Origin of the sequence: Ruegeria sp. TM1040, from assembly GCF_000014065.1 — a bacterium.
Classification (GTDB): Bacteria; Pseudomonadota; Alphaproteobacteria; order Rhodobacterales; family Rhodobacteraceae; genus Epibacterium.
This window is the reverse complement of the sequence record NC_008044.1, coordinates 1,329,431-1,354,551: the sequence shown is the minus strand read 5'-3', so window position 1 is coordinate 1,354,551 and position 25,121 is coordinate 1,329,431. Positions and strand designations below refer to the sequence as shown.

General features: G+C 58.0%; 24 protein-coding genes. 10 read left to right on the top strand and 14 right to left on the bottom strand.

The window, feature by feature from the left end; all coding sequences use genetic code 11:
* Nucleotides 1-77: 77 nt before the first annotated feature.
* Nucleotides 78-989, bottom strand: coding sequence for a LysR family transcriptional regulator (locus TM1040_RS10625; protein ID WP_044027097.1), 912 nt, complete (start codon nt 987-989; stop codon nt 78-80).
* Between the two features lie 95 nt (nt 990-1,084).
* Here TM1040_RS10625 and TM1040_RS10620 point away from each other — a divergent pair, with 95 nt between their 5' ends.
* On the top strand, nt 1,085-2,308 hold the full coding sequence (locus tag TM1040_RS10620) for an acyl-CoA dehydrogenase (protein ID WP_011538594.1): 1,224 nt from the start codon (nt 1,085-1,087) through the stop codon (nt 2,306-2,308).
* Between the two features lie 457 nt (nt 2,309-2,765).
* On the opposite strand, the gene TM1040_RS10615 is transcribed toward TM1040_RS10620, so the two are convergent.
* A complete protein-coding gene (locus tag TM1040_RS10615) occupies nt 2,766-5,165 on the bottom strand; it encodes a GcvT family protein (RefSeq protein WP_011538593.1) in 2,400 nt (799 codons plus the stop codon).
* A gap of 147 nt (nt 5,166-5,312) precedes the next feature.
* On the opposite strand from TM1040_RS10615, the gene TM1040_RS10610 reads away from it, so the two are divergent.
* From TM1040_RS10610 to TM1040_RS10595, 4 genes are all read left to right on the top strand, one after another.
* On the top strand, nt 5,313-6,200 hold the full coding sequence (locus TM1040_RS10610) for a MurR/RpiR family transcriptional regulator (RefSeq protein ID WP_011538592.1): 888 nt from the start codon (nt 5,313-5,315) through the stop codon (nt 6,198-6,200).
* 94 nt (nt 6,201-6,294) lie between these two features.
* On the top strand, nt 6,295-7,266 hold the full coding sequence (locus tag TM1040_RS10605) for a TAXI family TRAP transporter solute-binding subunit (protein WP_011538591.1): 972 nt from the start codon (nt 6,295-6,297) through the stop codon (nt 7,264-7,266).
* Between the two features lie 105 nt (nt 7,267-7,371).
* Nucleotides 7,372-9,969, top strand: coding sequence for a TRAP transporter permease (locus TM1040_RS10600; protein WP_011538590.1), 2,598 nt, complete (start codon nt 7,372-7,374; stop codon nt 9,967-9,969).
* Nucleotides 9,969-10,400 carry a universal stress protein gene (locus TM1040_RS10595; protein WP_011538589.1) on the top strand — a complete coding sequence of 144 codons (432 nt, stop codon included), beginning with the start codon at nt 9,969-9,971 and terminating at the stop codon, nt 10,398-10,400. Before TM1040_RS10600 ends, TM1040_RS10595 begins: the two co-directional genes overlap by 1 nt.
* A 177-nt stretch (nt 10,401-10,577) precedes the next feature.
* Here the strand turns inward: TM1040_RS10595 and TM1040_RS10590 are convergent, their stop codons facing one another.
* The 10 genes from TM1040_RS10590 to TM1040_RS10545 all read right to left on the bottom strand — a co-directional run bounded on the left by TM1040_RS10590 (nt 10,578) and on the right by TM1040_RS10545 (nt 19,195).
* On the bottom strand, nt 10,578-11,798 hold the full coding sequence (locus TM1040_RS10590; RefSeq protein ID WP_011538588.1) for a cysteine desulfurase: 1,221 nt from the start codon (nt 11,796-11,798) through the stop codon (nt 10,578-10,580).
* The gene (locus TM1040_RS10585; protein ID WP_011538587.1) at nt 11,791-12,369 is read right to left on the bottom strand and encodes a YIP1 family protein; all 579 of its coding nucleotides are present in this window, start codon (nt 12,367-12,369) and stop codon (nt 11,791-11,793) included. Before TM1040_RS10585 ends, TM1040_RS10590 begins: the two co-directional genes overlap by 8 nt.
* Entirely contained in the window at nt 12,369-12,854 is a 486-nt protein-coding gene (locus TM1040_RS10580; RefSeq protein ID WP_011538586.1) for a hypothetical protein, read from the bottom strand. The genes TM1040_RS10585 and TM1040_RS10580 overlap by 1 nt, the downstream gene beginning before the upstream one ends.
* An 8-nt stretch (nt 12,855-12,862) precedes the next feature.
* Nucleotides 12,863-14,143 carry a SufB/SufD family protein gene (locus tag TM1040_RS10575; protein WP_011538585.1) on the bottom strand — a complete coding sequence of 427 codons (1,281 nt, stop codon included), beginning with the start codon at nt 14,141-14,143 and terminating at the stop codon, nt 12,863-12,865.
* Nucleotides 14,143-14,898 carry a Fe-S cluster assembly ATPase SufC gene (sufC, locus tag TM1040_RS10570; RefSeq protein ID WP_011538584.1) on the bottom strand — a complete coding sequence of 252 codons (756 nt, stop codon included), beginning with the start codon at nt 14,896-14,898 and terminating at the stop codon, nt 14,143-14,145. Before sufC ends, TM1040_RS10575 begins: the two co-directional genes overlap by 1 nt.
* 62 nt (nt 14,899-14,960) lie before the next feature.
* Nucleotides 14,961-15,725, bottom strand: coding sequence for an FkbM family methyltransferase (locus TM1040_RS10565; protein ID WP_011538583.1), 765 nt, complete (start codon nt 15,723-15,725; stop codon nt 14,961-14,963).
* A 12-nt stretch (nt 15,726-15,737) separates the two neighbouring features.
* Nucleotides 15,738-16,052: a heavy metal-binding domain-containing protein gene (locus tag TM1040_RS10560; RefSeq protein WP_011538582.1), complete on the bottom strand. Its 315-nt coding sequence runs from the start codon at nt 16,050-16,052 to the stop codon at nt 15,738-15,740.
* A 38-nt stretch (nt 16,053-16,090) separates the two neighbouring features.
* The gene (sufB, locus tag TM1040_RS10555; RefSeq protein ID WP_011538581.1) at nt 16,091-17,611 is read right to left on the bottom strand and encodes a Fe-S cluster assembly protein SufB; all 1,521 of its coding nucleotides are present in this window, start codon (nt 17,609-17,611) and stop codon (nt 16,091-16,093) included.
* 15 nt (nt 17,612-17,626) lie between these two features.
* Nucleotides 17,627-18,670, bottom strand: a complete 1,044-nt coding sequence (locus tag TM1040_RS10550) for a cysteine desulfurase family protein (RefSeq protein WP_011538580.1) — start codon at nt 18,668-18,670, stop codon at nt 17,627-17,629.
* Between the two features lie 66 nt (nt 18,671-18,736).
* Nucleotides 18,737-19,195 (bottom strand): Rrf2 family transcriptional regulator, encoded by a 459-nt coding sequence (locus TM1040_RS10545; protein ID WP_011538579.1) that lies wholly within the window; start codon nt 19,193-19,195, stop codon nt 18,737-18,739.
* Nucleotides 19,196-19,381: 186 nt separating this feature from the next.
* On the opposite strand from TM1040_RS10545, the gene TM1040_RS10540 reads away from it, so the two are divergent.
* From TM1040_RS10540 to typA, 5 genes are all read left to right on the top strand, one after another.
* Nucleotides 19,382-20,035: an alpha/beta hydrolase gene (locus tag TM1040_RS10540; RefSeq protein WP_011538578.1), complete on the top strand. Its 654-nt coding sequence runs from the start codon at nt 19,382-19,384 to the stop codon at nt 20,033-20,035.
* Complete coding sequence (locus TM1040_RS10535) at nt 20,035-20,283, top strand: hypothetical protein (RefSeq protein ID WP_011538577.1); 249 nt, start codon at nt 20,035-20,037, stop codon at nt 20,281-20,283. Before TM1040_RS10540 ends, TM1040_RS10535 begins: the two co-directional genes overlap by 1 nt.
* A complete protein-coding gene (locus TM1040_RS10530; protein WP_011538576.1) occupies nt 20,280-21,446 on the top strand; it encodes an HD domain-containing protein in 1,167 nt (388 codons plus the stop codon). Before TM1040_RS10535 ends, TM1040_RS10530 begins: the two co-directional genes overlap by 4 nt.
* Before the next feature lie 140 nt (nt 21,447-21,586).
* The gene (locus TM1040_RS10525) at nt 21,587-21,916 is read left to right on the top strand and encodes a DMT family transporter (protein ID WP_011538575.1); all 330 of its coding nucleotides are present in this window, start codon (nt 21,587-21,589) and stop codon (nt 21,914-21,916) included.
* 126 nt (nt 21,917-22,042) lie between these two features.
* Nucleotides 22,043-23,863 carry a translational GTPase TypA gene (typA, locus tag TM1040_RS10520; protein WP_011538574.1) on the top strand — a complete coding sequence of 607 codons (1,821 nt, stop codon included), beginning with the start codon at nt 22,043-22,045 and terminating at the stop codon, nt 23,861-23,863.
* A gap of 68 nt (nt 23,864-23,931) precedes the next feature.
* Here typA and TM1040_RS10515 read toward each other — a convergent pair whose 3' ends face one another.
* Both TM1040_RS10515 and TM1040_RS10510 read right to left on the bottom strand, forming a co-directional pair.
* Complete coding sequence (locus TM1040_RS10515) at nt 23,932-24,708, bottom strand: class II glutamine amidotransferase (protein WP_011538573.1); 777 nt, start codon at nt 24,706-24,708, stop codon at nt 23,932-23,934.
* A 119-nt stretch (nt 24,709-24,827) separates the two neighbouring features.
* Nucleotides 24,828-25,115 (bottom strand): DUF1330 domain-containing protein, encoded by a 288-nt coding sequence (locus TM1040_RS10510; RefSeq protein ID WP_011538572.1) that lies wholly within the window; start codon nt 25,113-25,115, stop codon nt 24,828-24,830.
* Between the last annotated feature and the right edge of the window lie 6 nt (nt 25,116-25,121).

Below are 25,121 nucleotides of genomic sequence, written 5' to 3'. Positions count from 1 at the left end.
GACCACATTAGATTTGTACTGTAACGATTTATTGCGGCTCCGGTTTTCCGGAGCCGTTTTTCCATCAAACAGTGGGCTTAGCGCGGCAAGGGATCTTCGGGCTGTGCCTGTTCGGCTAGCCAGTCACGAAATTTCTGAAGGCCGCTGTGGCGAGACTTGCTGGTCGGCCAGACCAGATAATACGCGCCGCCAATGTCTTCGGGCACGGGATGCAATGACACCAGCCGCCCTGTCGCGAGGTCCTGTTCCACGAGATAATCCGGCATCAAGGCCACCCCCAAACCATGCAGCGCAGCCTGATTGATGGTCGAGAACTGGTCATACATGCTACCACCGAGCGTGCCCGAAGTCGGAACTTGCTGCCGTTGAAACCAATCCGCCCAAGCGGTCGGCCGGGTTTGAATATGCAAAAGCGGTAGGGCGAGGATATCGCCCGGTGCATCAACCTTGGCGCGTTTGACAAGCTCCGGCGCACAGACCGGCAAAAGCTGCTCGTGCTTGAGCAGCAGAGAATCCGTCCCCGGCCAGTCTGCATGTCCAAAATGAAGTGCGGCATCAAAGCTTTGCGTTGCAAAGTTAAAAGGCGACAACCGGGTGGACATATTGATTGTCACATCCGGATGTCGCCGTGAGAACGCCGGCAAACGAGGCATCAGCCAGCGCATGCCAAAGGCGGGCAAAATGGCGAGGTTCAGGCTTCCGGCCAATGGAACGGATTGCACCTGCAGGGTTGCCTGCGCAATCCGGTCGAGCGCATGGCGTACCTCCTGGGCATAGTCCGTCGCATCTGGCGTCAAAGAGAGCGCCTTTCCATCGCGCAGGACAAGCTCAATGCCAAGCTGCCGCTCCAGCGCCTGCAACTGGCGACTCACAGCCCCTTGCGTCAAGGAGAGCTCTACCGCAGCCGCAGAAGCGCTCCCGAGGCGGTCAACCGCCTCCAGCGCGCGGAGGGACGCAATCGAAGGAAGAAATCTGCGAGGTACCGACATGTATGATTTTTTGTCATACATTCTTTCCAAAGTCTCGCTGTTTTTTGCGGCCAGCCGCGCTTAAGCTCTCGTCAACACTTTGATTGGAGGCCCACATGCTGGATGACAAACCCACACTTCGCGCAAAAGATGCACCTGACCTTGGCCGCTTTGCTTGGGACGACCCGCTGCGCCTGAGCGATCAGCTGACCGAAGACGAACGCATGATTGAAGCCTCTGCACGCGCTTACGCACAGGAAAAACTGCAAAGCCGTGTGACTGAGGCCTATGAGACCGAACAGACCGATCCCGAGATTTTCCGCGAAATGGGCGAAATGGGGCTTCTGGGCACCACGATCCCAGAGGAATACGGCGGCCTCGGTGGCGGTTATGTCTCCTACGGCCTGGTGGCACGCGAAGTGGAACGTGTCGACAGCGGCTATCGCTCCATGATGTCGGTGCAAAGCTCGCTGGTGATGTACCCGATCTACGCTTATGGCAGCGAGGAGCAGCGCCAGAAATATCTGCCGAAACTCGCCTCCGGTGAGTGGATCGGTTGTTTTGGTTTGACCGAACCCGATGCGGGCTCAGATCCGGCCGGCATGAAAACACGCGCCGAAAAGACCGCAGATGGCTATCGCCTCACGGGCTCCAAAATGTGGATTTCGAACGCGCCCATCGCCGATGTCTTTGTGGTTTGGGCAAAATCCGAAGCCCACGGCGGCAAGATCCGCGGATTTGTGCTCGATAAGGGCACCAAGGGCCTGTCGGCTCCGAAAATTCAACAGAAGATGTCACTGCGCGCTTCGATCACGGGTGAGATCGTCCTGGATGGGGTCGAGGTTGGCGAAGAGGCGCTGCTGCCACATGTCGAAGGACTGAAGGGACCCTTTGGCTGTTTGAACCGCGCGCGTTACGGGATCAGCTGGGGTGTCATGGGGGCGGCGGAAGCCTGCTGGCATGCGGCGCGCCAGTATGGCCTCGACCGCCATCAGTTTGGGCGCCCTCTGGCGAACACGCAGCTCTTCCAGTTGAAACTGGCCAATATGCAAACCGAGATCGCGTTGGGCCTGCAAGCCTCCTTGCGTGTTGGGCGTCTCATGGATGAGGCCAATGCCGCGCCGGAGATGATCTCCATCGTAAAGCGCAACAACTGCGGCAAGGCTCTCGAAATTGCACGGCATGCGCGTGACATGCACGGCGGCAACGGCATCAGCCTTGAGTTCCAGGTCATTCGTCACATGATGAACCTTGAGACCGTGAACACCTACGAAGGCACGCATGACGTCCATGCCCTGATCCTTGGGCGCGCGCAGACCGGCCTGCAGGCGTTCTTCTAAGCCTTAACGAGGCTCAAAAACGCAAAGCCGCCCTTGCAGGAATGCAAGGGCGGCTATTTTGCGGGGATTCCGCGACGCAAGGGGCGCCAACACTCACGGGATCGGTGAGCAGCTCGCGACAAACCTTAAGGCGCGGATTAACACAGGAAGCAAAACCGCTTAGGCCAGCGGCTCTGCGATTAAGAGGTATGAATCGATCCCAAGTTGCTTTGCACATGAATCATCCCAATGCATCATCTTGGCGTAGTGCAGGGACATTTTTGCAGACCTCCTTCACATGTGCGCCCATCAGAAAGGCAGGGGTATCCGCGCAAAACCTCTGAACGAACAGTGCTAAGGCGTGCCCTTCCAGAGGTTAATGCGCTTTGCGGTATCTCATCCAAGCACCCCCAATCTGGTGGGGTTTGGGGTGCGTTTTTGCAAAATTACCCCTAGAACCGCTGTGTCGCGCCCTGTTTTAGCCAATGTCGCGCATCCGGAGGCCTTCAGGATCGAACACCGGCCCAATCTGAACCCGCGCTGTCGCCCGACGCCCTGCAATATTGACCTCTACCTCATGGCCGGTTTCCAATCCCGCTTTGCAAAAAGCCAAAGCGACCGGGCGCCCGATGCGGTAGCCAAAGGCACAGGAGGTCGTATGCCCGATGATGTCACCGCGCGCACTGACCGGCTCATGCCCCAGCGGCACCACATCCACCTCCTCGAACAGGAGCGAAACGATTTGATGGTTGAGGCTTTTTTTCTTCATCTCTTCAAGCGCTTGAGCACCGATAAAGCCACCACTCTTGCGTAGGGCGAAACCAAGGCCGACCTCAAGCGGGCTTACATCGCTGTCCAATTCATGCCCCATCGCGCAGAACCCTTTCTCGATGCGCATGGAGGTCTGCGCATAGAGCCCGGCCGGGGTCGCACCTGCATCAAGGAGCGCGGTGTAGACCTCTTGCGCGGATGTAGTCTTGCAGGTGATTTCCCAACCAGCCTCGCCAACATAAGAGAGCCGGGCCGCGCGCACAGGATGCCCCGCGATCATCGCTTCGCCATGTTTGAAATAGCCAAGTGAGGCCAGCTCTGCGGCGCCAAGATCGCGCGCAATGCGCATAGCCTCTGGCCCCATCAAACCAAAGGTGGCGAAATCTTCTGTTGTATCACATATCTTTACGTCGAACTCGCGGCTGTGCCGCAGAAGCCAGGCCATGTCTCGCTTGATGGCCGCTGTGCCGACAAACAAACGGTAATGATCTGTCGCAAGTCGGTGCACCGTGATGTCAGATTCAAACCGCCCATGTTCGTTCAGCATGGCGGTATAGATGACGGATCCGGGCGCGCGCGCCATGTGACCCGAACAAACATGCAAAAGAAACGCCTCAGAATCCGGTCCTGTCACGTCAATTTTGCCAAAGGAAGAGGCATCAAACACGGCAGCACGGGTGTGTGCGGCCTTGACCTCATTGGCGACATTGGAGAACCAGTCCGGCCGTTCGAACCTCAGCCTTGGTTCCGCGGTCCTTCCGAAATAAAGCGGGCGTTCCCACCCGTAGACCTGACCAAAATGCGCAGCGGACGAGACATGCGCCGCGTGAACGGGCAGGGGGCGCAGATTGCGCGCAGTAGACAATTGTCGGTCCGGGTATGCAATTTCGTAATGGGTGCCGAGGATCTCGGGCGCGCGCGCCATCAGGTGATCCAATGAATTGAAGACCGGCGCAAAGCGCTTTGCGTCCGCTTCAGAGAGATCATAGGCTGGCGCGCCATGCAGGATTGCATGCGCAAGGTTCATGCCCGCGCCACCTCCCGACGCGATCCCCACCGAATTCATCCCACACCCCAAGAACAACCCACGCGTCTCGGCGGTTTCACCGAGCATAAACGTGCCATCGGGCGTGAAACTCTCGGGGCCGTTAAGCAGCATTTTGACCTCTGCCGTTTCCAATGCGGGCAAACGGTGCAGCGCGTTCAGCATCATCGGCTCAAAATGGTCCCAATCCTCGGGGAGCAGGCCAAATTCAAAGCTTTCATCAAGACGCCCGGGCGCGATTGCTTTGCCCATGGGTTCAAAACAACCCACCAGCAGCCCGCCGGAATCGTCTCGAATATACAGATGGTTGTCGTGATCCGAGAGGGTCGGCGTGTTGCCCTGGATTCCGTCAATCGGCTTGGTCAGCAGGTAGAAATGCTCGCAGGCAAGGGCAGGGACCTCGGCCCCGGCCATGGCACCGATCTCACGCGACCACAGCCCCGCACATAGGGCAATCGCATCGCACATGACGACACCGCGGCTCGTTTCGACTCCTTTGACGCGGCCATTCTCCGTCAGAATTCCCGTCACACCAGTTTGTTCAAAGAGACGCGCACCCAGGGATTTTGCGCCCTTGACCAATGCGGCACAGACGTCCGAAGGCGAGACCCGGCCATCATCGGGCGACCACACTGCGCCAAGCACATCATCCGCGTTCATCAGCGGCCAGCGTTCTTTGGCCTCCTGCGGTGAAATCGATGTCGCTTCAATACCATAGGCATGTGCAAGCGCCTCCTGCCGCTGGATATGAACCAGCCGGTCAGGATTGGTGGCCAGCGACAGGGAGCCTTTTTGAATCCAGCCAACACTCTGCCCGGTTTCACGCTCGAGCTGGCTGTAGAGCTCCACCGAGTATTGGATCATTCGGGTGAGGTTGCGCGAATGGCGCAGCGCCCGCACCTGAGCCGCAGAGTGCCAGGTGGTGCCAGAGGTCAGCTGGTTGCGTTCGAGCAGGATCGCGTCGTGCGCTCCCATCTTTGCGAGGTGATAGAGTGTCGAACACCCCATGATGCCGCCGCCGATGACGACTACGGAGGCGTGTGCGGGAAGGTCTTTGGGCATGGTGTCATTCCATTTTGGGCGGAATCAGGATCAGTGTCCCGGCGAACCGGGCGTGCAAAAAAGCCTTGATGAAATCACGAAACCCGTCAATGTGAGCAAAAAATAACGTTCGTTATAATCGCAACAGGAGAGAAAACGGGTGAGAGTATGGACCCAACCCTCAGAAATAAAACGATAACACGCCTCAAAGAGGAGCTTTCGGACCTGTCACCGCGCCTCCAGGTGGCCGCAAAATACATCGTGGATCACCCGGCCGACTTTGGGCTCGACTCGATCCGCGACACGGCACGCAAGGCCGAGGTTTCGACCTATACCCTGGTGCGGATCTCCGAACGGCTCGGCTTTGACAGCTACGAGGACATGCGGGATCCGTTTCGTGTCGCGCTGGTGGCCCCAACACAGTTTGTCGATGCGCCTGAATGGATCAACCGATGGCGCGAAAGTGGAGAACTTGGCCAGAAACAGGCCGAAGCGGCGCTGAATTCGATGGCGATTGTCCAACGCAGCTTGGAGGGGCAGAATCTAAGGCAATTGCAGCGGGTGGCCGAGATGCTCCTTGGTGCCAAGAATGTCTATCTGACCGCTGTGCGCGCAAGCTATTCGATTGCCTACTATTTTCATTACGTCGGCCGCATGGCGCTGCCGTCGCTGCAACTGATTCCTCGCCATATCAACAGCGCCATTGATGAGTTGAACTATGCCGACGAAGGCGACGTGATGATCGCGATCACGCTCACGCCTTATTCGCGCGAGACCATCGAAGCCTGTGAATTTGCACGTAAAAAGGGGGTCAAACTGGTCATGATCTCCGATAGTGAGGTGATTTCTTCAAAATTCACCCCTGAAGAAACTCTTGTTGCGTCTACATTGAGCACACATCACTTTGGGTGTTACACGGGGGTTATGGCGGTGGCCGAAAATCTTGTGTCATTGCTGGTGGCTTTGGGCGGTCAGGACGTGAAGGACAGAATCACGTCTTATGAGACCCTGCGCAAGGACAACAACGCCTACTGGGTGGCGAAGAAAAAACATTAGTTATGTCGTGACTGCAAAAATAACTTGTGGAAGCATCGCGCGCATACTATCGGCACCGCGACCGATTTTAGGTTTTAAATCAGGGAGAGTACTTATGGTCCTCAAGCACACACTTCTTGCATCTGCTGCAACTGTTGCGCTCGGCTTTGCCGGGGCGGCGTCCGCGGCTGAACAGCAGTTCATCACCATCGGCACCGGTGGCGTGACCGGCGTTTACTACCCTACGGGTGGCGCGATCTGCCGTCTGGTGAACAAAGACCGCAAAGAGCACGGCATTCGCTGCTCCGTGGAATCCACCGGTGGTTCCGTTTACAACACCCGCACCATCCGTGAAGGCGAGCTGGAGTTCGGCGTTGTCCAGTCCGACGTTCAGAAGGCTGGTCTCGACGGCACCGGCGCATTTGAAGCAGACGGCCCGTTCGAAGGTCTGCGCGCTCTGTTCTCGGTCCACCCGGAGCCGATGCACCTGATGGCGCGCAAGGATGCGGAAATCGCCTCCGTCGACGATCTGAAGGGCAAGAAAGTCAACATCGCGAACCCCGGCTCCGGGACCCGCGTTCTGGCCGAAACCCTGATGAAATACTCCGGTCTGACCACCGATGATTTTGCGCTGGCAGCAGAGCTGAAGTCCTCCGAGCAGGCCGCGGCGCTGTGCGACGGCAAGATCGACGCAACCATCTGGGCCTCCGGTCTGCCGAATGGTTCGAGCCAGGAAGCGACCTCGTCCTGTGACGTGAACATCGTTCCGCTGTCCGGTGAAAACATTGACACTCTGCTGGCAGAGAACACGCCGTACGCAGCCGCAACCATCCCCGGTGGCATGTATCCGGGTAACCCGGACGACATTCCGTCCTGGGGCCCCAAAGCAACCTTCGTGACCTCCGCTGACGTCTCCGACGAGGTGGTCTACGCTGTTGTAAGCGCGGTCTTCGAAAACTTCGACGACTTCAAAAAGCTGCATCCGGCTTTCTCCCGTCTCTCCGAAGAAGAGATGGTGAGCGACGCACTGTCGGCTGAAATCCACCCCGGCGCGATGAAGTACTACAAAGAGCGCGGCTGGAAGTGATCCAATCACTTCTTTCGTGAAATCAAAGGCTTTCGCCCCTTTCTTTAAGGGGCGGGAGCCGTTTTCGTTTCAACAAGAGTGCATAACAAACCGGGTGGGGACACGATGACAGATAACCAGAGCGCGACGGCTCAAGAAGACCGTTCGCTTGAGGATTTTGTAGCCGATAGCGACACTGGCGGTCGCTTGCCGCAGGATGCGTTGGGACGTAATGCGCTGTGGTATCTACCACTTGTCTGGTCGCTGTATCAGCTTTGGATCGCCTCACCGCTGCCCTTTATCCTCGGGGTTGGCGTGTGGAATGACACCCAGACCCGGGCCATTCACCTTGGTTTTGCGGTGCTTCTGGCCTTCATCGCGTTTCCCGGACTGAAATCGAGCCCTAGACACCACATTCCGATTCCAACCTGGATCATTGGTGCCGTTGGTGCGCTCTGTGCCTCCTATCTGTTTTATGCCTACTCCGGCGTCGCTGCGCGCTCTGGTGCGCCCAACCAGACCGATGTGATCGTCTCCATCGTGGGGCTGGTGCTGCTGCTGGAGGCCGCACGCCGCAGCCTTGGTTTCCCGTTGATGGGTGTTGCGCTGTTCTTCCTCGCCTATGTCTTTTTTGGCTCTTCGCCATGGTTGCCGGAAGTGGTGCAATGGAAGGGCGCCTCGATCAACAAAGCCATGAGCCATATGTGGCTAACCACTGAGGGCGTTTTTGGTGTCGCTCTGGGCGTATCCTCGGGTTTTGTGTTTCTTTTTGTGCTCTTCGGCGCACTTCTTAATCAAGCCGGGGCAGGGAACTACTTTCTGAAACTGGCCTTTGCGGCCCTCGGGCACCTGCGCGGCGGCCCCGCCAAAGCAGCTGTGATCGGCTCGGCCGCCACCGGTCTTATTTCGGGTTCGTCCATCGCCAATGTGGTCACAACCGGGACCTTCACCATTCCGCTGATGAAGCGCGTGGGCTTTCCCGCCACCAAGGCAGGCGCGATCGAAGTCTCTTCGTCAATCAACGGCGTTCTGACGCCGCCCGTGATGGGCGCGGTGGCCTTCCTGATGACCGAGTATGTCGGCATTCCTTATGTGGAAGTGGTCAAAACTGCGATCATCCCGGCAGCGATTTCCTATATCGCGCTGATCTACATCGTGCACCTTGAAGCGCTGAAAATGGGCATGAAGGGCTCGAGCCGGATGCATCCGGTCAAGTTCTTCCTCGGTGCAATCTTCACCATCTCGATCTCGATCCTGATCGGGGGCGGCACCCTCTGGCTCTGCGGTGTTCTCGTGAACGCGCTGGAGAGCATTGCAGGTGGCGCAACCACATGGCTGATCGTCGTGATCATGGCGGTGCTCTATGTTCTGGCGCTGAAGGTGGCTGCCGCACAAGAGGATCTGGAGATCAGCATCGAGTCGATGCAAAACCTGCCTCCCACGCGCGAGATCTTTAAAACCGGCATTCATTATATCATGCCGATCCTGCTGCTGATGTATCTTCTGATGATCGAACGGAAATCGCCGGGGCTGTCGGCCTTCTGGTCGTCCGTCGCAATGCTTGTGATCCTCGCGACGCAGAACCCGATCAAGGCGATGTTCCGAGGTCAAGACACTGCAATTGCTGATTTCAAACAAGGCATTGCGGACATCTTTGAAGGCCTGATCATCGGTGCGCGCAACATGATTGGCCTGGCCTGCGCCATGGGTGTTGCCGGGATCATCGTGGGCGCCGTGACCCTTACGGGGATTGGGCAGGTGATGGCGGAATTCGTAGAATTCCTCTCGGGTGGCAGCGTCATGCTGATGCTGATATTTGTCGCGCTCATCTCCATTGTTCTGGGCATGGGTCTGCCAACAACCGCCAACTATATCGTGGTGAGTTCGCTGATGGCCGGCGTTGTGGTCGAACTTGGCGCGCAAAACGGCCTGATCGTGCCGCTGGTTGCTGTCCATATGTTCGTCTTCTACTTCGGGATCATGGCGGATGTGACGCCACCCGTGGGCCTTGCAAGCTTTGCAGCTGCGGCAATCTCCAAGGGTGATCCGCTGCGCACCGGCTTTCAGGCGTTTTTCTACTCGATCCGCACCGCGCTGTTGCCGTTCCTCTTTATCTTCAACACAGATCTTCTGCTGATTGATGTGGGACCGATCCAGGCCATCTTTGTCTTTATCGTCGCGATGATTGCGATGCTGCTGTTTGCGGCCTCGACAATGAACTATTTCATCGTGAAATCAAAGATTTGGGAAAGTGTCTTGTTGCTCCTGGTGGCCTTTACCTTGTTCAGGCCCGGGTTCTTCCTCGATCAGTTGCAACCCGCCTTTGAAACCCGACCGGGCTCTGCGGTCTACGAGATGGCCGAAGCGGTCGAAGATGGCGGAACGCTGCGTGTGCGTCTGGTGGGCGAAAGCCTTGAAGGCGATATGGTCGATGCCCGTTTCCTGTTGCCGCTTGGCGAAAAGGGCGCGGATGGGCAGACCCGTCTCTATGATGGCGCTGGGATTGAGTTCCGCGATGAGGATGGCAAGATCTACGTCGACAACCTGAACTTTGGCGGTCCGGCAGAGCAGCTTGGCATCGATTTCGACTGGGAACTGGTCGAGATGGAGGTTGAGGCTGATCGTCTGCCGAAAGAAGTCTTCTATCTGCCGGCGTTCTTGATCCTTGGTTTCGTGGTCTTCCTGCAAATGGGCCGGAAGCGCAAAGAAGAAGGAGTAGCCTGATGACCAAACATGTACTTTGCGCCATCGACCTGACGCATATGGACGCGGAAGAGACCTTGCTGAAGCGCGCAGCAGAGCTTGCGGAATTCTACGGTGCCACGCTGAGCGTGGTGACCGTGGTCCCGGACTACGGCATGAGCATTGTGGGATCGTTTTTCAAGGACGGCACCATGAAAGAGGCAGTCAAAGAAGCGGACCGCCAATTGCATGCCTATGTCAAAAAGGTCGTGCCGGACATGAAGGACGTGCAGCACATCGTTGAAGTCGGGGCAAATGTCTACGAGATGATCCTGGATGCGATCAAACGCTCCGAAGCAGATCTCGTCGTGATGGGCGCGCATAAACCTGAGTTGATGGATCGACTACAAGGTCCAAACTCAGCACGCGTGGCGCGCTACGCACCATGTTCGGTGCTGATCGTGCGAGACTGAACCAACATCAAATTCAAGAAAACGCGCTCCAAACCGGAGCGCGTTTTTTTTGTCTGTTTTCATGGGCTCAAGGGTGCTGATCGACGCTGGATATGAGGGCGAATACAAATCCCATAATCAGTATTATGTAAAATATGCTACTATAGAGCATACACTCCGATTGGAGCCCCACCAGTCCTAGCCAAAAAGCTCATGTGCGAGTTCTAGCGCCTCAATCAACGTATCTACCTCTGGACGCGTGTTGTACATGCCAAAGCTCGCGCGGCAAGTTGCAGAGACGCCAAGATGATCCATCAAAGGCCCCGCACAATGATGCCCGGCACGCACCGCGACACCTTTCTTGTCGAGAATGGTTGAAATGTCATGCGCATGTGCCGCGCCCTCAAGGGTCAGACTGAATATCGCTGCTTTTCCAGGAGCATGGCCCTGAATATTCAACCAGTTCAACCCCTTGAAACGCTCCGATGCATAGTCTCGCAGATCGGCCTCATGGGCGGCAATTTCTGCCATTCCGATCTCCATCATATATTCGAGCGCGACGCCGAAACCGATCGTCTGCACGATCCCTGGCGTACCAGCCTCGAACTTCATCGGCGGATCGTTGTAGATCACCTGATCCTTGGACACTTCTTTGATCATATCGCCGCCGCCAATAAACGGACGCATCTCGGCCATACGCTCCGGCTTGATATAGATCGCGCCGGACCCAGACGGACCATAAAGCTTGTGCCCGGTGACGGCATAGAAATCACAGTCGAGATCCTGCACATCCACGGGCATGTGAACCGCGCCCTGAGAGCCGTCGACAAGCACTGGCACGCCTTTGTCATGCGCGCCTTTTGTGATGGATTTTACATCAACAACGGTTCCCAAGACATTGGAACACTGGGTGACTGCGATCAGCTTGGTTTTTGGTGTAATGGCGTCCAGAACCTTTTGCGGGTCCAGGCTTCCGTCCGCGTCCGTGTCGATCCATTTGATGACGACACCTTGGCGTTCGCGCAGGAAATGCCAGGGCACGATGTTCGCATGGTGCTCCATGACGGAGAGGATGATCTCATCGCCGGCTTCCATCCGCGGCATGGCCCAGGAATACGCCACGAGGTTGATACCCTCTGTGGTTCCGGAATTCAGCACGATGTGATCTTCGTGACCCGCGTTCAAAAACTTTGCGATGATGCCGCGTACGCTTTCGTATTTCTCAGTCGCGAGATTAGAAAGATAATGCAAGCCACGGTGAACATTTGAATATTCTTCCGCGTATGCCTTGGTCACGGCATCGATCACAACCTGAGGTTTCTGCGCAGAGGCCCCGTTATCGAGATAGACCAGCGGCTTTCCGTTCACTTCGCGTGACAGGATCGGAAAGTCAGAGCGGATTTTTTCGACATCATACATTGGACGTCTCCAGAATTGTGGGCGCAAAAAGGCCCATCAGGATCAAAACAGCGATCATCGCACCAAGCCCGGCCAACAGGATCACGCCTGCAGATTTGCCAAGCGAAGAGAGGCCAAACCCTTCTTTAGTGAAGTGCGCCAAGACATAGAGCCCATAGAGCGCAGCTGCGAAGTTAAACAGAACGGCCAAGGGTGCAATGACAAAAACCATCGCAATCGCAATAACCTGCACAACGATATTCACGATGCGCAGCCAGACGAGCAGTCCCAGAATGGTGCCAAATTCTGCGTCTCCGCCCATCCACCTCGCCGCAACCATCGACGCGGCAGTGTAGCTGAGCTGCAGCACGACAAGGAACGCGCCAAAGAGTGCGGGGCTCAGTCCCGGAAAGAGCGCATTGGAGGGATCGCCCAGCAACACGCCCTGCCCTGCATAGAGCAGAACGCTGAGCACAACATTCAGCGCAAACCCCGTCCAGACCACTTCGTCAGTAAGATTGAGCGCCATGATCCGGCGCGCAGCCGAGGCAGGATTAACGATAGTTTCGACCAATAGGTCTTTGAAGTTCATCAGTTTTTACCCCAGTAGGCCTCGATCAGACCAGAGATCCAGAACCAAAGGAAAACAGCAAGCCACAAAAGTCCAACTGAACTCAGTGCAGGGCTCGGCCCAATAAAGCCTGCCACCAGACCATTGAGCAACAGCAATGGCGATGACGCCAGAAGTGCCCAGAACAGGGCAAGCCGACCACAGTAGGCATCGCCCTGCCCTCCGACCAGTCGCACCACCAGGTGCGAGATCAGCGCAAGCGCATAGAGCGCCAAAGGAGCGATGAAGATGATTCCCATCAAGGCTCCGCCCAGCAGCATATTCAGCTCTTGCCCACTCAGATGAGCCTCACGGGCCAATCTCGGCATCTGTGCAATGAACAACAGCACGCAAGCGCCCATTACAAAAGCCAAAAGCCGGTCTTCACGCGGCCCCATAGCGAGAAGCCGCGCAATCACCTTGCGCGGCCCCCGATATGTCGCCGTGATGTCTGCGGTCACAGCCATCCCGGACCTCAGCGCCGCCGTGCGAGCCAGCCGTAAAGGCGGTCGTTGATGCTTGCGGCGATCTCTTCGTCTTCGATTTCCTCAACCGCTTCGGCCAGGAACGCCAGCGTCATCAGGTCAGTGGCCTCGGCCTCAGGCACGCCACGAGAACGCAGGTAAAACAAACCATCCTCATCAATGGCACCGGAGGTGGACCCGTGCGAACAGGCCACGTCGTCTGCGTAGATCTCAAGCTCTGGCTTGGCGAGGAACTGGCTGTCGTCATCCAAGAGCAAAGACTGAGAAATCTGATATCCATCAGTCTTTTGCGCGCCTTCCTTCACAAGGATCTTACCCTGGAAAACGCCGGTGGCGCCGTTGCGCAGGACCTTCTTAAAGACCTGGCGGCTCTCACAATTGACCGCGTCATGCGTAACAAACACGGTGTCATCGTGGTGAAAATCACCATCACCAACACAGGCACCAGCCAGATGCGCCACAGCGTCATCACCGAGGAATTCGACCACGGCCTCGTTGCGCGTCAGCACACCGTTCACCGTCAGCGTAAAGCTCTTGAAAACGGACTCCGTCCCAAGCCGCGCAAAGAGATGCGTTGCGGCGCGGCGCTCGTGATCGCGCCCCTGGGCGCGCACCAGATGCAGCTTGCCCGTGTCAGCGATGTCGATTTCCATCGCTTTGTTAAAGCGAGACGCGGCTGGGCCATTTTCGAGGATCGTCGCTTCGGCCCCGCTGTCGACTTTGATCACATGGTGCAGGATCGCATCCGAGTTTTCGCTCGCGTGCTGATAGACCAAGTTGATCGGCTTGGACGGCTTGCCGGTGACGTGGATGACCACGCCATCCGTCGCAAAAGCCGTGTTGAGCGCTGCCAGAGGACGCTCCACCGGGGATTGGCCACGCGCTTCAAGAACACCGTAGATGTCCTTGGCCCAATGGATATCTTTGCGATCTATGTCAGCCAAACGCTCGATGCTCACACCCTCAAGTGCGAGGTCATCAGAGGCCTCTGCGTCAAACACGCCATCTACAAAAACGATGCGCAGCCGGTCGAAGTTGTCGAACATCGGCGCCTCGCCACTGTCGAAAACGGCAGCCGCAGGCGCGTCTGCCGCGGTCAGCGTGTCCGGGCGGGTGTATTTCCAATACTCATCCCGACGGTCCGGCAGCCCCATGGTCTGAACCCGGGCCACGGCGGCGCGACGCGCCGCCTCAAGACATCCACCTTCGGGCAAGGACAACGCCGCCAGGCGTGCCTCCGTCGTTGTTTGTTTCAGCTCGGGAAGTCCCATTATGCCACCTCGGACAGGATGTCTGCGTAACCGTTGTTTTCGACCTCAAGCGCCAGCTCGGGACCACCGGTTTTAACGATGCGACCATCCGCCATGATGTGCACCACATCCGGTTTGATGTGATCCAGAAGACGCTGGTAGTGGGTGATAACGAGGAAGCCGCGGCCTTCGTCACGCAGCGCGTTGACGCCGTCCGCGACCAGTTTCATCGCGTCCACGTCAAGACCGGAGTCGGTCTCGTCGAGGATGCACATCTTGGGCTCAAGCATCGCCATCTGCAGGATTTCGTTGCGCTTCTTCTCACCGCCGGAGAAGCCGACATTGACCGGGCGCTTCAGCATGTCGGCGTCGATCTTCAACTCTTTGGCCTGCGCGCGCACGTGCTTCAGGAAGTCGGTCGCTGAGAGTTCCTCTTCGCCACGCGCCTTGCGCTGCGCATTCACCGCAGTCCGCAGGAAGGTCATGTTGCCCACGCCGGGGATCTCGACCGGGTATTGGAACGCGAGGAACACGCCAAGCGCTGCGCGCTCTTCGGGCTCTAGCTCCAGGAGTTCTTCACCCAACAGGGATGCGGAGCCCTCAGTGACTTCATAGCCGTCCTTGCCGGACAGCACATAGGACAGCGTCGATTTGCCTGAGCCGTTCGGCCCCATGATCGCATGCACTTTGCCAGCTTCGACGGTGAGGTTCACACCTTTGAGGATTTGCTTGTCTTCATCCTCAAGTTTCACGTGCAGGTTTTTGATTTCTAGCATGTTTTTCGCCTTTTTCTGCTTGCAGTCAGCGCTGGCTGCGCGATCTGCAGATCGTGGTTTCGTCAGCTCTCCGCATCCAACTGAAGCGGCTTGATGACGTAATTCTTGTTTCGGTTATAGCGCTGTAGGGTGTCGAACACCCCGTAGCCCATCTGTTCAATCAGGGCGTGAAACGCTGCATCGTTTTCCCGGTCGACCTCGACAAGCAAGGCTGGCCGGCATCGTTTGATCGTGTCCTGCAGGCCGGAAAGCACCAGGATTTCCATGCCTTCCACGTCGATCTTGATGAAATCGACCTGCTCATCCTGAAGCGCCAGATCCCCCGTGGTGATCTCGATATCACCCTCTCCGGCAAGCATCTTTGCAGCCCCGAGATTGCGGTCTCTGGCCTCCATCCCAAACCCCGCGCGTGGCGCATCCCCCAGACCTTTGCCCAGATGGCTGAGGTCATATTTGGGGGCGAGCCCATTGGCAGAGATATTTGCCAGCAAGAGCTTTAGCGCTTTTGGGTTCGGCTCAAAGGGGATCACGCGCGCAGCCGACAGGAAGGCTGCGGCATAAAGCCCGTGATTTCCAACATTGGCCCCGATGTCGACAAAGGTGCCCCCAAGCGGGAAAAGAGACTTGATTACAGAGAGTTCTTCCTCTTCGTAAAAGTGCCCTTCGCGATGGGAGCGCTGGATCGGGTCGCGCTGCATATCGACAGAAAACACCATGCGGCGCCCGTGAATTTCGCTCGTGTAGAGCGACACATCCGCAAACCCCACGGATTGCCCGGAAGAGATCCGGGCAACAATGTCAGGGAGTTTTGAAGGGTCAAACAGCACGGCGTTTCCTCTTTAGCCGATCACGACAGCGGTGCCGCTGGCAGAGACCATGAGCATCGATTGCCCGACAACTTCATAATCGAGGTCGACCCCCACAACCGCATTCGCGCCAAGCGCACGCGCCCGGTCTTCGAGTTCGCTCAAAGCCGTCTCGCGCGCGTCCTGCAGCTTGCTCTCATAAGCGCCTGATCTACCGCCAACAATGTCGGTGATCTGGGCAAATACATCGCGCACAACATTGGCACCCATGATTGCCTCGCCCACGACGATGCCTTTGTACTCGGAGATCTGGTAGCCTTCGACGCTATTTGTTGTCGTGACGATCATGGAGGTCGCTCCTTCGCTCGTTTGCCAGGGGCCGGCCATTAGCCGACCGAGCCCTCAAGGGAGATTGCAACAAGCTGCTGCGCTTCCATCGCAAATTCCATCGGCAGAGCCTGTAGGACGTCCTTGCAGAAACCGTTCACGACCAGTGCAACCGCTTCTTCTTCGTCCATACCGCGCTGGCGGCAGTAGAACAGCTGATCATCATCCACCTTGGAGGTTGTCGCCTCGTGTTCGCAGCGCGAGGAATTGTTCTTGACCTCAATGTAAGGCACTGTATGCGCGCCACATTTGTCGCCGATCAGCAAGCTGTCGCACTGGGTATAATTGCGCGAATTCTTGGCCTTTGGGTGCATCGACACCAGACCGCGATAGGTGTTCTGCGCCTTGCCGGCAGAGATCCCTTTGGACACGATCCGGCTCTTGGTGTCCTTGCCAAGGTGGATCATCTTGGTGCCCGTATCGGCCTGCTGCATGTTGTTGGCGATGGCGATGGAATAAAACTCGCCCTGGCTTTCATTGCCGCGCAAAATGCAGGAGGGATACTTCCAAGTCACTGCAGAGCCGGTCTCAACCTGCGTCCACATCACCTTGGAGCGGTCGCCGCGGCAATCGGCACGTTTGGTCACGAAGTTGTAGATGCCTCCCTTGCCGTTCTCATCGCCGGGGAACCAGTTCTGCACGGTGGAATATTTCACCTCGGCATCTTCTTCGATGATGATCTCAACCACGGCAGCATGCAGCTGCGCAGTGTCACGCTGTGGTGCAGTACAACCTTCCAAGTAGCTGACATAGCTGCCTTTATCGGCAATGATCAGCGTCCGCTCAAACTGTCCGGTGTTTTCGGCATTGATGCGGAAATAGGTGCTAAGTTCCATCGGGCAGCGCACGCCCGGCGGCACATACACAAAGGACCCATCAGAGAACACGGCCGAGTTCAGTGTGGCGTAGAAGTTGTCCGACACCGGGACCACCGAGCCGAGGTATTTCTTGACCAGCTCGGGATGCTCGCGGATGGCTTCGGAGATGGAACAGAAGATCACGCCAGCCTTCTTGAGTTCGTCCTGAAAGGTCGTGCCGACAGACACGGAGTCAAACACCGCATCCACAGCCACCTTGCGGCCCTCTGCGGGGGCATCCTCTGCGCCCTCAACACCCGCAAGAATCATCTGCTCTTTCAAGGGGATGCCGAGCTTTTCGTAAGTAGCAAGCAGCTTTGGATCGACTTCATCCAGCGACTTCGGCTTCACTTCCATGCTCTTGGGACGGGCGTAGTAATACTGGTTCTGAAAGTCGATTTCAGGGTAGTTCACCATCGCCCAGTTCGGCTCTTTCATGCCTTCCCAGCGCTCAAAGGCCTGAAGACGCCATTCGGTCATCCACTCAGGCTCTTCATTTTTCTCGGAAATCAGGCGCACGATATCCTGGTTCACGCCTTTGGGGGCGTATTCCATCTCGATATCGGTGTCCCAGCCGTATTTATATGTGCTGACCTCGCGCACCGCATCCACGGTTTCCTGATCAACGCCTTCCTTGGCTTCGAATTGGTCCAGAGCGGCCATCGTCTTCTCCTGCACTCACGCCGAGCGGGCGCGATGTTTCTTCTGTTTGGCGCACCACGTTTCTGCAAACCGCAGCACATCCGTTTCGGTCGTGTCAGCCCCAAGCGATACGCGGATCGCTCCCTGAGCTGTCTTCTCATCAAATCCCATCGCGGTCAGAACCGCACTTGCGCGCACCTTGCCGCTAGAGCAGGCGCTCCCCGCGCTGATGGCAAACCCCGCAAGGTCCATCTGCATCACCTGCGTCTCGCCCTTCCAGCCGGGGGTCGCAAAACACGAGGTATTGGGCAGGCGGCGCGCCTCGTTGCCAATAAAAATAGTGCCCGGGCACTGGGCCGCAACCGCCTTTTCTAGAATATTTCTAATTTCTGCAACCCGGTCCCAGACACCGTTATCAAGATCCTTCGCGGCTGCTTCAGCTGCGGCGCCGAACCCTGCGATTCCAATAACATTTTCCGTCCCGGAGCGGCGCCCCATCTCCTGGCCGCCACCCTTGATCTGCGCGGCCAAATCCGTCCCGCGCTTCAGCACAACCGCCCCGACACCCTTGGGTCCACCGAGCTTGTGCGCCGAGATGAGCGCCATCGTCGCGCCCATCCAATTGAAGGCGACCGGCAGCTTTCCAAAGGCCTGCGTGGCATCCGTGACCGCAAGCCCTTCGGGCAGATCCTGGATGACGCCGGTTTCCGAGTTGGCAAGCTGAAGACAGGAACTCTGCGGGTCCAAAACCGCGACACGACCCTGAGCCTCAACTGTAAGATCCTCTTTGATCCAAGCCCTTACAGCGTCATGCTCAAGCGCGGATCCGTGTAGATCACGCCCCATCAACGCAAGTGCGGCTCCCTCGGTCGAACCCGAGGTAAACACGATGTCTGCCCCGTCGGCGCCAAAGGCCGCTGCAATCTGGGCCCGGGCACGCTCCACCACGGCCTTGGCCGCGCGTCCTTCGGCGTGCACCGACGACGGGTTGCCGCACACATCCATGGCCGCGATCATCGCTGCCCGCGCGTCGTGGCGCAGGGGCGATGTGGCGTTATGATCTAAATAAACACGAGTCATGGAGTCATATTTTCAGGCAGTCACAGTTGCATTCACGCAGAGGTCAAGGGGGGCCTCGCGCGTGGTCTATTCATCGACCACGGAGAAGAGATTGGGCACTGCTGGACAGGGCGCGAGGTCGTTCTCGATCACATCCGAAAGGCGTGTTTGATGAAGAAAGACGTAGACATGCGCACTCAGCCCCTCCCACAGACGGTTGGTCAGTGATTGCGCCCTGCTCCCACTTGATCCACCCGACGCCCCTGCCCCCTTGTGCATGGCGTCTACGGTCTCATCAACGGCGGCGAGGATCTCAACGACCCGAATTTCGGATGCGGGCCGCGCCAGACGATACCCACCCCCGGGCCCACGCACGGAGGCCACAAGCCCGCCACGACGTAGTTTCACGAAGAGCTGCTCGAGATACGGCAAAGAGATCTGCTGACGCTTGGAGATATCGGCCAGGACGACCAGTCCCTCTGATGGCTGCAACGCGATGTCAGCCAAGGCCACCATTGCGTACCGTCCTTTTGTCGAAAGCTTCATCTGCCAACCCTTTTGTCGAAAAAGCAGCAAATGATTGACGATAGCCCTGCCAATGCGTATCTCAGCTTGACAGGGTGCCGGTCCTTCACCTGCGCCTCTTTAGAACAGTTCTAAGGTGCCGGATAAAATTCGTCAAGTATTTGTCTCCGCCACCTCGCCAAGAAGCAGAGTAGGATTAACCCACCCATGCCTGAGGTCATTTTCCCCGGACCCGAAGGACGCCTGGAAGGCCGTTATCACCCGCAAAAGGAAAAGGATGCGCCGATCGCGATCGTGTTGCACCCGCATCCGCAGTTCGGCGGCACAATGAACAACAAGGTGGTCTACAACCTCCATTATGCCTTCTACAACATGGGCTTTACCGTTTTGCGGTTCAATTTCCGTGGTGTGGGTCGCTCGCAAGGCGAATATGATCAAGGGGTGGGCGAACTCTCGGATGCCGCCTCCGCGCTGGATTATCTGCAGTCGATGAACAACAACTCCAAGCACTGCTGGGTTGCGGGATTCTCCTTTGGGGCCTGGATCGGCATGCAGCTGCTGATGCGCCGTCCGGAGATCACCGGATTTATCTCTGTCGCGCCGCCTGCCAATATGTATGATTTCTCCTTCCTGGCGCCCTGCCCGTCTTCTGGTCTGATCATCAACGGCACCGCCGACCGCGTGGCGCCGCCTGCGGACACCGTGGGGCTGGTGAACAAGCTGCACGAGCAGAAGGGCATCACCATCACCCACGAAGAAGTCGAAGGCGCGGATCATTTCTTCCAGGAGCCGCATATGGACACGATGATCGGCAGCGTGACCGATTATGTGAAGCGACGCCTGACAGAGAACACCCGCTGATGGGGACGCTGGACACACTGGCTGCAAAGCTGGCGGAGGACACCCTCAAGGTCCAAGATGCGCTCGGCGAAGATCGCATCTACATGGAGATCGCCCAGGTGCTCGGGGCGGCCTCCCAATCTCTTGAAGAAGCCTTTCTGACAGAGGTTCGCATTCGTCTTGCCGAGCGCAAGGCCCGTGATTTTCTCAGCAAACGCCTGGAGGCCGCCAAGGCTGCACTCGAGGCAGAGGCCAAAAAACACCAATGACCACAGATCTTGAGCAGCAATTCGAATTCCTCACTGAAATCGAAAGGCTGCGCGAGGTGGAACGGCAGAACCTTCTGCTGGACGGCAGCCGGGTAGAAAATTCGGCCGAGCACAGCTGGCATCTGGCGCTCTATGCGCTGGTGTTTGCCCCCTATGCGCCCTCCGACGTGTCCATAACCCGTGTCATCGAGATGCTCTTGCTGCATGACATCGTGGAGATCGACGTTGGCGATCATCCGATTGATGAGCCAACAGACTGGGAGGCGGTGGCACAAGCCGAAGACCGCGCGCAGCGACGGATATTCGGACTGCTTCCAGAAGCGCAGGGCCACCGGCTGCAGGCGCTCTGGCAGGAATTTGAAGCGGCGCATACAGCAGATGCGCGCTTTGCAAAATCGCTGGACTACTGCCAGCCGATCTTCCAGACGCTTTGCGCTGTTTCGCCTCCCGCCGATCACCTTCGGGTGGTACGCGAAAACCTGACCACCGGTCGCGCCACCTCTCTTCGAGAGCGGTTTCCCGAGGCTTATGCAGCAGCATGCAGCCTCATTGACGGTCAGACCGTCAGCGATCCGGACTTTGCAGCACGGCTCGCGTTTCTGTCCGAAGCTGACCGGTTGAAGTCGGTTCTACGCGCCTCGCGGATTGCCTCCGGCACCCGATATGAAAACTCGGCAGAACACAGCTGGCACATCATGCTCTATGGCTGGATCCTCGCTCCGCATAGCCTGTCGGAAGTCGACGTCTCGCGCGTTCTCAAGATGCTGCTACTGCACGATCTGGTCGAGATTGACGCCGGCGATGTGCCCATTCACTCCAATCTGGACGCCGCCGCGCTGCGCCAGATCGAAGAGACTGAGAAAGCCGCCGCAGAGCGGATCTTTGGGCTGTTGCCGGACGCGCAGGCCAAGGACTGCCTCATGATCTGGCAGGAATTCGAAGCCGCCCAGAGCGCGGATGCGGTCTTTGCCAAATCCATCGACCGCGTGCAGCCGGTCTTGTTGAATATTGCCACCGGCGGTGGCAGCTGGGTGGCCTATGATGTCACCCTACCGCAGCTGGAAACCCGCGTGGGCGTGAAAATTGCGCGGGGCGCACCGAAGGTCTGGGACCATGTGCGTGCGCTTCTGTTGCCCTGGTTTACGGCACAAGGCCGCCTCTGAAGGCTAAGAACCCGGCGCGCACGGCTCAATCGATGGGCGCGCCTGCATTTCCCCTCTTGCGTCGGCGCGCATGGCAGGATTTGAGGGGAGCATGCCCTGCCCGCTTGAGGTGGGACTCTCAGGACCGATGAGGACATGCCATGCATTATCTTTACCTGATGGCCGCCGTTTTGGCCGAAACCATTGGGACAACCGCACTTCAGGCGAGCCAGCAATTCACCCGGCTGCTGCCGTCTGTGATTGTTGTCGTTGCTTACGGCCTGTCTTTCTTTCTGATGAGCCTCACGCTCAAGGTGATGCCAGTGGGGATCGTGTATGCGATCTGGTCCGGGCTCGGGATTGTCCTGATCGCCACCATCGGCTTTCTTGTCTTTGGCCAACGCATTGATCTGCCTGCAATTGCGGGAATGGCGTTGATCATCACAGGCATTCTGGTGATCCACCTGTTCTCCAGCAGCTCTGGCCACTGATACCCGCCGCAAAGACCAGGATCACGCGGCAGTGCGGCGACAGTTGTGGCTTTGTCCCTCTTTTGCACTAGCCATGGGGGCTTTATCGCGGTATGCGCCCGGCAACCCCAATCAAAGGCATACCTCATGGACCTGCGCAATATTGCGATCATCGCGCACGTTGACCACGGCAAAACCACTCTGGTTGACGAGCTTCTGAAACAATCCGGCGCCTTTCGCGAAAACCAGGCCGTGGCTGAACGCGCCATGGACTCCAACGATCTGGAACGCGAGCGCGGCATCACCATCCTGGCCAAAGCCACCTCGGTAGAATGGAACGGCACGCGGATCAACATCGTCGACACCCCCGGCCACGCCGACTTTGGTGGCGAAGTAGAACGCATCCTCTCCATGGTGGACGGTGTTGTTCTGCTTGTGGACGCCGCCGAAGGCCCGATGCCGCAGACCAAATTCGTGACCTCGAAAGCGCTTGCGCTGGGCCTTCGCCCGATCGTTGTGCTGAACAAGGTCGACAAGCCCGATGCCGAGCCCGACCGCGCGCTCGACGAGTGTTTTGACTTGTTTGCAAACCTCGGTGCGGACGACGATCAGCTCGACTTCCCCTCCATGTATGCGTCCGGCCGCTCCGGCTGGGCCGATATGGAACTGGATGGTCCGCGCAAGGATCTCTCGGCGCTGTTTGACCTCATCGTAAAGCACGTCCCCGCGCCCAAGCAGATCGCGCAGAAGGATGAACCCTTCCGCATGCTCGCAACCACGCTCGGCTCCGACCCTTTCATGGGCCGCATCCTGACCGGACGTGTGGAAAGCGGCACGCTCAAGGTGGGCGACAGCCTAAAGGCGCTGACTCGTGAGGGCGAGTTGATCGAGAACTTCCGTGCCACCAAGATCCTCGCGTTCCGTGGTCTGGCCCAGCAGCCGATCGATCTCGCCGAAGCTGGCGACATCGTGACCATCGCCGGCATGGCAAAGGCCACCGTTGCGGATTCGCTTGTGGACACCTCCGTTACCGAAGCCCTGCCCGCCCAGCCGATCGATCCGCCGACGATCACCGTGACCTTTGGCATCAACGACAGCCCTCTGGCGGGTCGTGATGGCAAGAAAGTCCAGTCGCGCGTGATCCGGGATCGCCTCCTGAAAGAGGCCGAGCTCAATGTCGCCATCGAGGTCACCGACACCCCCGGCGGTGAGGCCTTTGAGGTCGCAGGTCGTGGCGAATTGCAGATGGGCGTTCTCATCGAGAACATGCGCCGCGAGGGCTTTGAACTCTCTATTTCGCGCCCGCAGGTTCTGTTCAAAGAAGAGAACGGTCAGCGCATGGAGCCGGTCGAGGAAGCCACCATTGACGTGGATGACGAATACTCCGGCGTGGTGATCGAAAAGCTCACCGGCAACCGCAAGGGCGAGCTCGTAGAGATGAAGCCCGCCGGTGCAGGCAAGACCCGCATCATCGCCCATGTCCCGTCACGTGGCCTCATCGGGTATCACGGTGAATTCCTCACCGACACCCGCGGCACCGGTGTTCTGAACCGCGTGTTCCACGGCTGGACCCCGCACAAGGGCGCCATCCCGGGCCGTCGCGCGGGCGTGCTGATCTCAATGGAGAACGGTCAATCCGTGGCCTATGCGCTGTGGAACCTCGAAGAGCGTGGCAAGATGTTTATCGGCGCACAAGCCGACGTCTACACCGGCATGATCATTGGCGAGCACAGCCGCGACAATGATCTCGAGGTGAACCCGCTCAAGGGAAAGAAGCTCACCAACGTGCGGGCCTCTGGCTCTGATGACGCCGTGCGCCTGACCACGCCCGTCACGCTCTCGCTGGAAGAGGCGATTGCCTATATCAACGACGACGAGCTGGTCGAAGTGACGCCGAACTCCGTGCGTCTGCGCAAGCGCTACCTCGATCCGCATGAGCGCAAGCGGATGGCCAAGGCGAACAGCTGATCGCCCCCTCAGAAATGCAAAAAGGCCCGGTCAAAACTGACCGGGCCTTTTCATTTGAGCGCTTGGTATCAGAATTGAGGGACAAAGTCCTCGATCTCCGTGTCATCAGCCGTGAAACGGCAGAAAGATCCTGCGGGAACTGCTTCCCAGCATTCGCCTTTGTGGAGGGGCTCGGACACCACGAGCCGCCCGGTGCCATCTGCGCTTTTGCTGCTGTAGACCGTGGGTGCGAGGTGATCCGAGGCATAGCGCACCGCATAGAGAGCGCCGCCGCAGCTGAAGGCCGCGCCAATCCGCATGTGGGGTGTGTGACCAAACTCTCTGCTCAACGCCTCCAGCCTGCCGACTGCGCGCTGCATGGCGCCCTTGGGGTCCTCGTAGAGCCCTTCCGCTATGGCGATCAGGAACAGCGCTTCGCTATCCGTCGCCCCCTTTCGCGCAGAATAAAGCTCATCCGGGATTATCATATCGGCGCGACGGCGAAAGTTTTCAAACCCGCCCACCTGACCGTTGTGCATGAAGGACCAGCACCCATGGGTGAAGGGATGACAGTTATTGCGACTGGTCGCGGTTCCGGTTGAGGCGCGCACATGCGCCAGAAACAACCCGGAGCGCACCTGATGGGTGATCGACTTCAGGTTCGGATCGGACCAGGCCGGGTGGGTGTCGCGATAAAGCCCCGGTTCCTCGCGGCTGTCATACCAGGCGATCCCAAATCCGTCGGCATTGGTTTGTGTTTTACACTCAAAGGCGTGGACAGATTGCGCGACCAGCGAATGCTCGGGCTTGCACACGACTTCGTCCAGATGGACGGGGGGACCAATATAGGCGGCCCAACGGCACATGATGTTCTCCTCAACTCGTCTGGCTATTCTCTCACCCAGACGTCAAGGTGCTGTTAATCACGAAAAAGGGCCACGCGAAACGCGCAGCCCAATCTTCTGTTTTGCACAGGTTTTACGCCTCAGGCGCTGGTTTCGACAACCATCAGCTCACGTTCGGATGCATCGCGTGCGTGGCTCAGCGCCTCTTGGTATTCAGGGCTGTTGTAGCAGTCGACTGCGGCCTCAACGCTGGGGAACTTTGCAACCACATTGCGCGGACGCTCCTTGCCCTCGAGCTGCACAAAGCGGCCTCCCCGGGCGATGAACTCTCCGCCATGTTTCGCAATCGCTGGCCCGGCAAGCTCGGCGTATTTTCCATACGCGTCGGCATCGGTGACGGTTACATGAGCAATCCAAAGAGCTGGCATGATGTC

Bases quoted from the DNA above. Each gene is read 5' to 3' on its own strand.
- TM1040_RS10625 (WP_044027097.1), bottom strand. From the start codon at position 989: ATGTCGGTACCTCGCAGATTTCTTCCTTCGATTGCGTCCCTCCGCGCG.
- TM1040_RS10620 (WP_011538594.1), top strand. From the start codon at position 1,085: ATGCTGGATGACAAACCCACACTTCGCGCAAAAGATGCACCTGACCTT.
- TM1040_RS10615 (WP_011538593.1), bottom strand. From the start codon at position 5,165: ATGCCCAAAGACCTTCCCGCACACGCCTCCGTAGTCGTCATCGGCGGC.
- TM1040_RS10610 (WP_011538592.1), top strand. From the start codon at position 5,313: ATGGACCCAACCCTCAGAAATAAAACGATAACACGCCTCAAAGAGGAG.
- TM1040_RS10605 (WP_011538591.1), top strand. From the start codon at position 6,295: ATGGTCCTCAAGCACACACTTCTTGCATCTGCTGCAACTGTTGCGCTC.
- TM1040_RS10600 (WP_011538590.1), top strand. From the start codon at position 7,372: ATGACAGATAACCAGAGCGCGACGGCTCAAGAAGACCGTTCGCTTGAG.
- TM1040_RS10595 (WP_011538589.1), top strand. From the start codon at position 9,969: ATGACCAAACATGTACTTTGCGCCATCGACCTGACGCATATGGACGCG.
- TM1040_RS10590 (WP_011538588.1), bottom strand. From the start codon at position 11,798: ATGTATGATGTCGAAAAAATCCGCTCTGACTTTCCGATCCTGTCACGC.
- TM1040_RS10585 (WP_011538587.1), bottom strand. From the start codon at position 12,369: ATGAACTTCAAAGACCTATTGGTCGAAACTATCGTTAATCCTGCCTCG.
- TM1040_RS10580 (WP_011538586.1), bottom strand. From the start codon at position 12,854: ATGGCTGTGACCGCAGACATCACGGCGACATATCGGGGGCCGCGCAAG.
- TM1040_RS10575 (WP_011538585.1), bottom strand. From the start codon at position 14,143: ATGGGACTTCCCGAGCTGAAACAAACAACGACGGAGGCACGCCTGGCG.
- sufC (WP_011538584.1), bottom strand. From the start codon at position 14,898: ATGCTAGAAATCAAAAACCTGCACGTGAAACTTGAGGATGAAGACAAG.
- TM1040_RS10560 (WP_011538582.1), bottom strand. From the start codon at position 16,052: ATGATCGTCACGACAACAAATAGCGTCGAAGGCTACCAGATCTCCGAG.
- sufB (WP_011538581.1), bottom strand. From the start codon at position 17,611: ATGGCCGCTCTGGACCAATTCGAAGCCAAGGAAGGCGTTGATCAGGAA.
- TM1040_RS10550 (WP_011538580.1), bottom strand. From the start codon at position 18,670: ATGACTCGTGTTTATTTAGATCATAACGCCACATCGCCCCTGCGCCAC.
- TM1040_RS10545 (WP_011538579.1), bottom strand. From the start codon at position 19,195: ATGAAGCTTTCGACAAAAGGACGGTACGCAATGGTGGCCTTGGCTGAC.
- TM1040_RS10540 (WP_011538578.1), top strand. From the start codon at position 19,382: ATGCCTGAGGTCATTTTCCCCGGACCCGAAGGACGCCTGGAAGGCCGT.
- TM1040_RS10535 (WP_011538577.1), top strand. From the start codon at position 20,035: ATGGGGACGCTGGACACACTGGCTGCAAAGCTGGCGGAGGACACCCTC.
- TM1040_RS10530 (WP_011538576.1), top strand. From the start codon at position 20,280: ATGACCACAGATCTTGAGCAGCAATTCGAATTCCTCACTGAAATCGAA.
- TM1040_RS10525 (WP_011538575.1), top strand. From the start codon at position 21,587: ATGCATTATCTTTACCTGATGGCCGCCGTTTTGGCCGAAACCATTGGG.
- typA (WP_011538574.1), top strand. From the start codon at position 22,043: ATGGACCTGCGCAATATTGCGATCATCGCGCACGTTGACCACGGCAAA.
- TM1040_RS10515 (WP_011538573.1), bottom strand. From the start codon at position 24,708: ATGTGCCGTTGGGCCGCCTATATTGGTCCCCCCGTCCATCTGGACGAA.
- TM1040_RS10510 (WP_011538572.1), bottom strand. From the start codon at position 25,115: ATGCCAGCTCTTTGGATTGCTCATGTAACCGTCACCGATGCCGACGCG.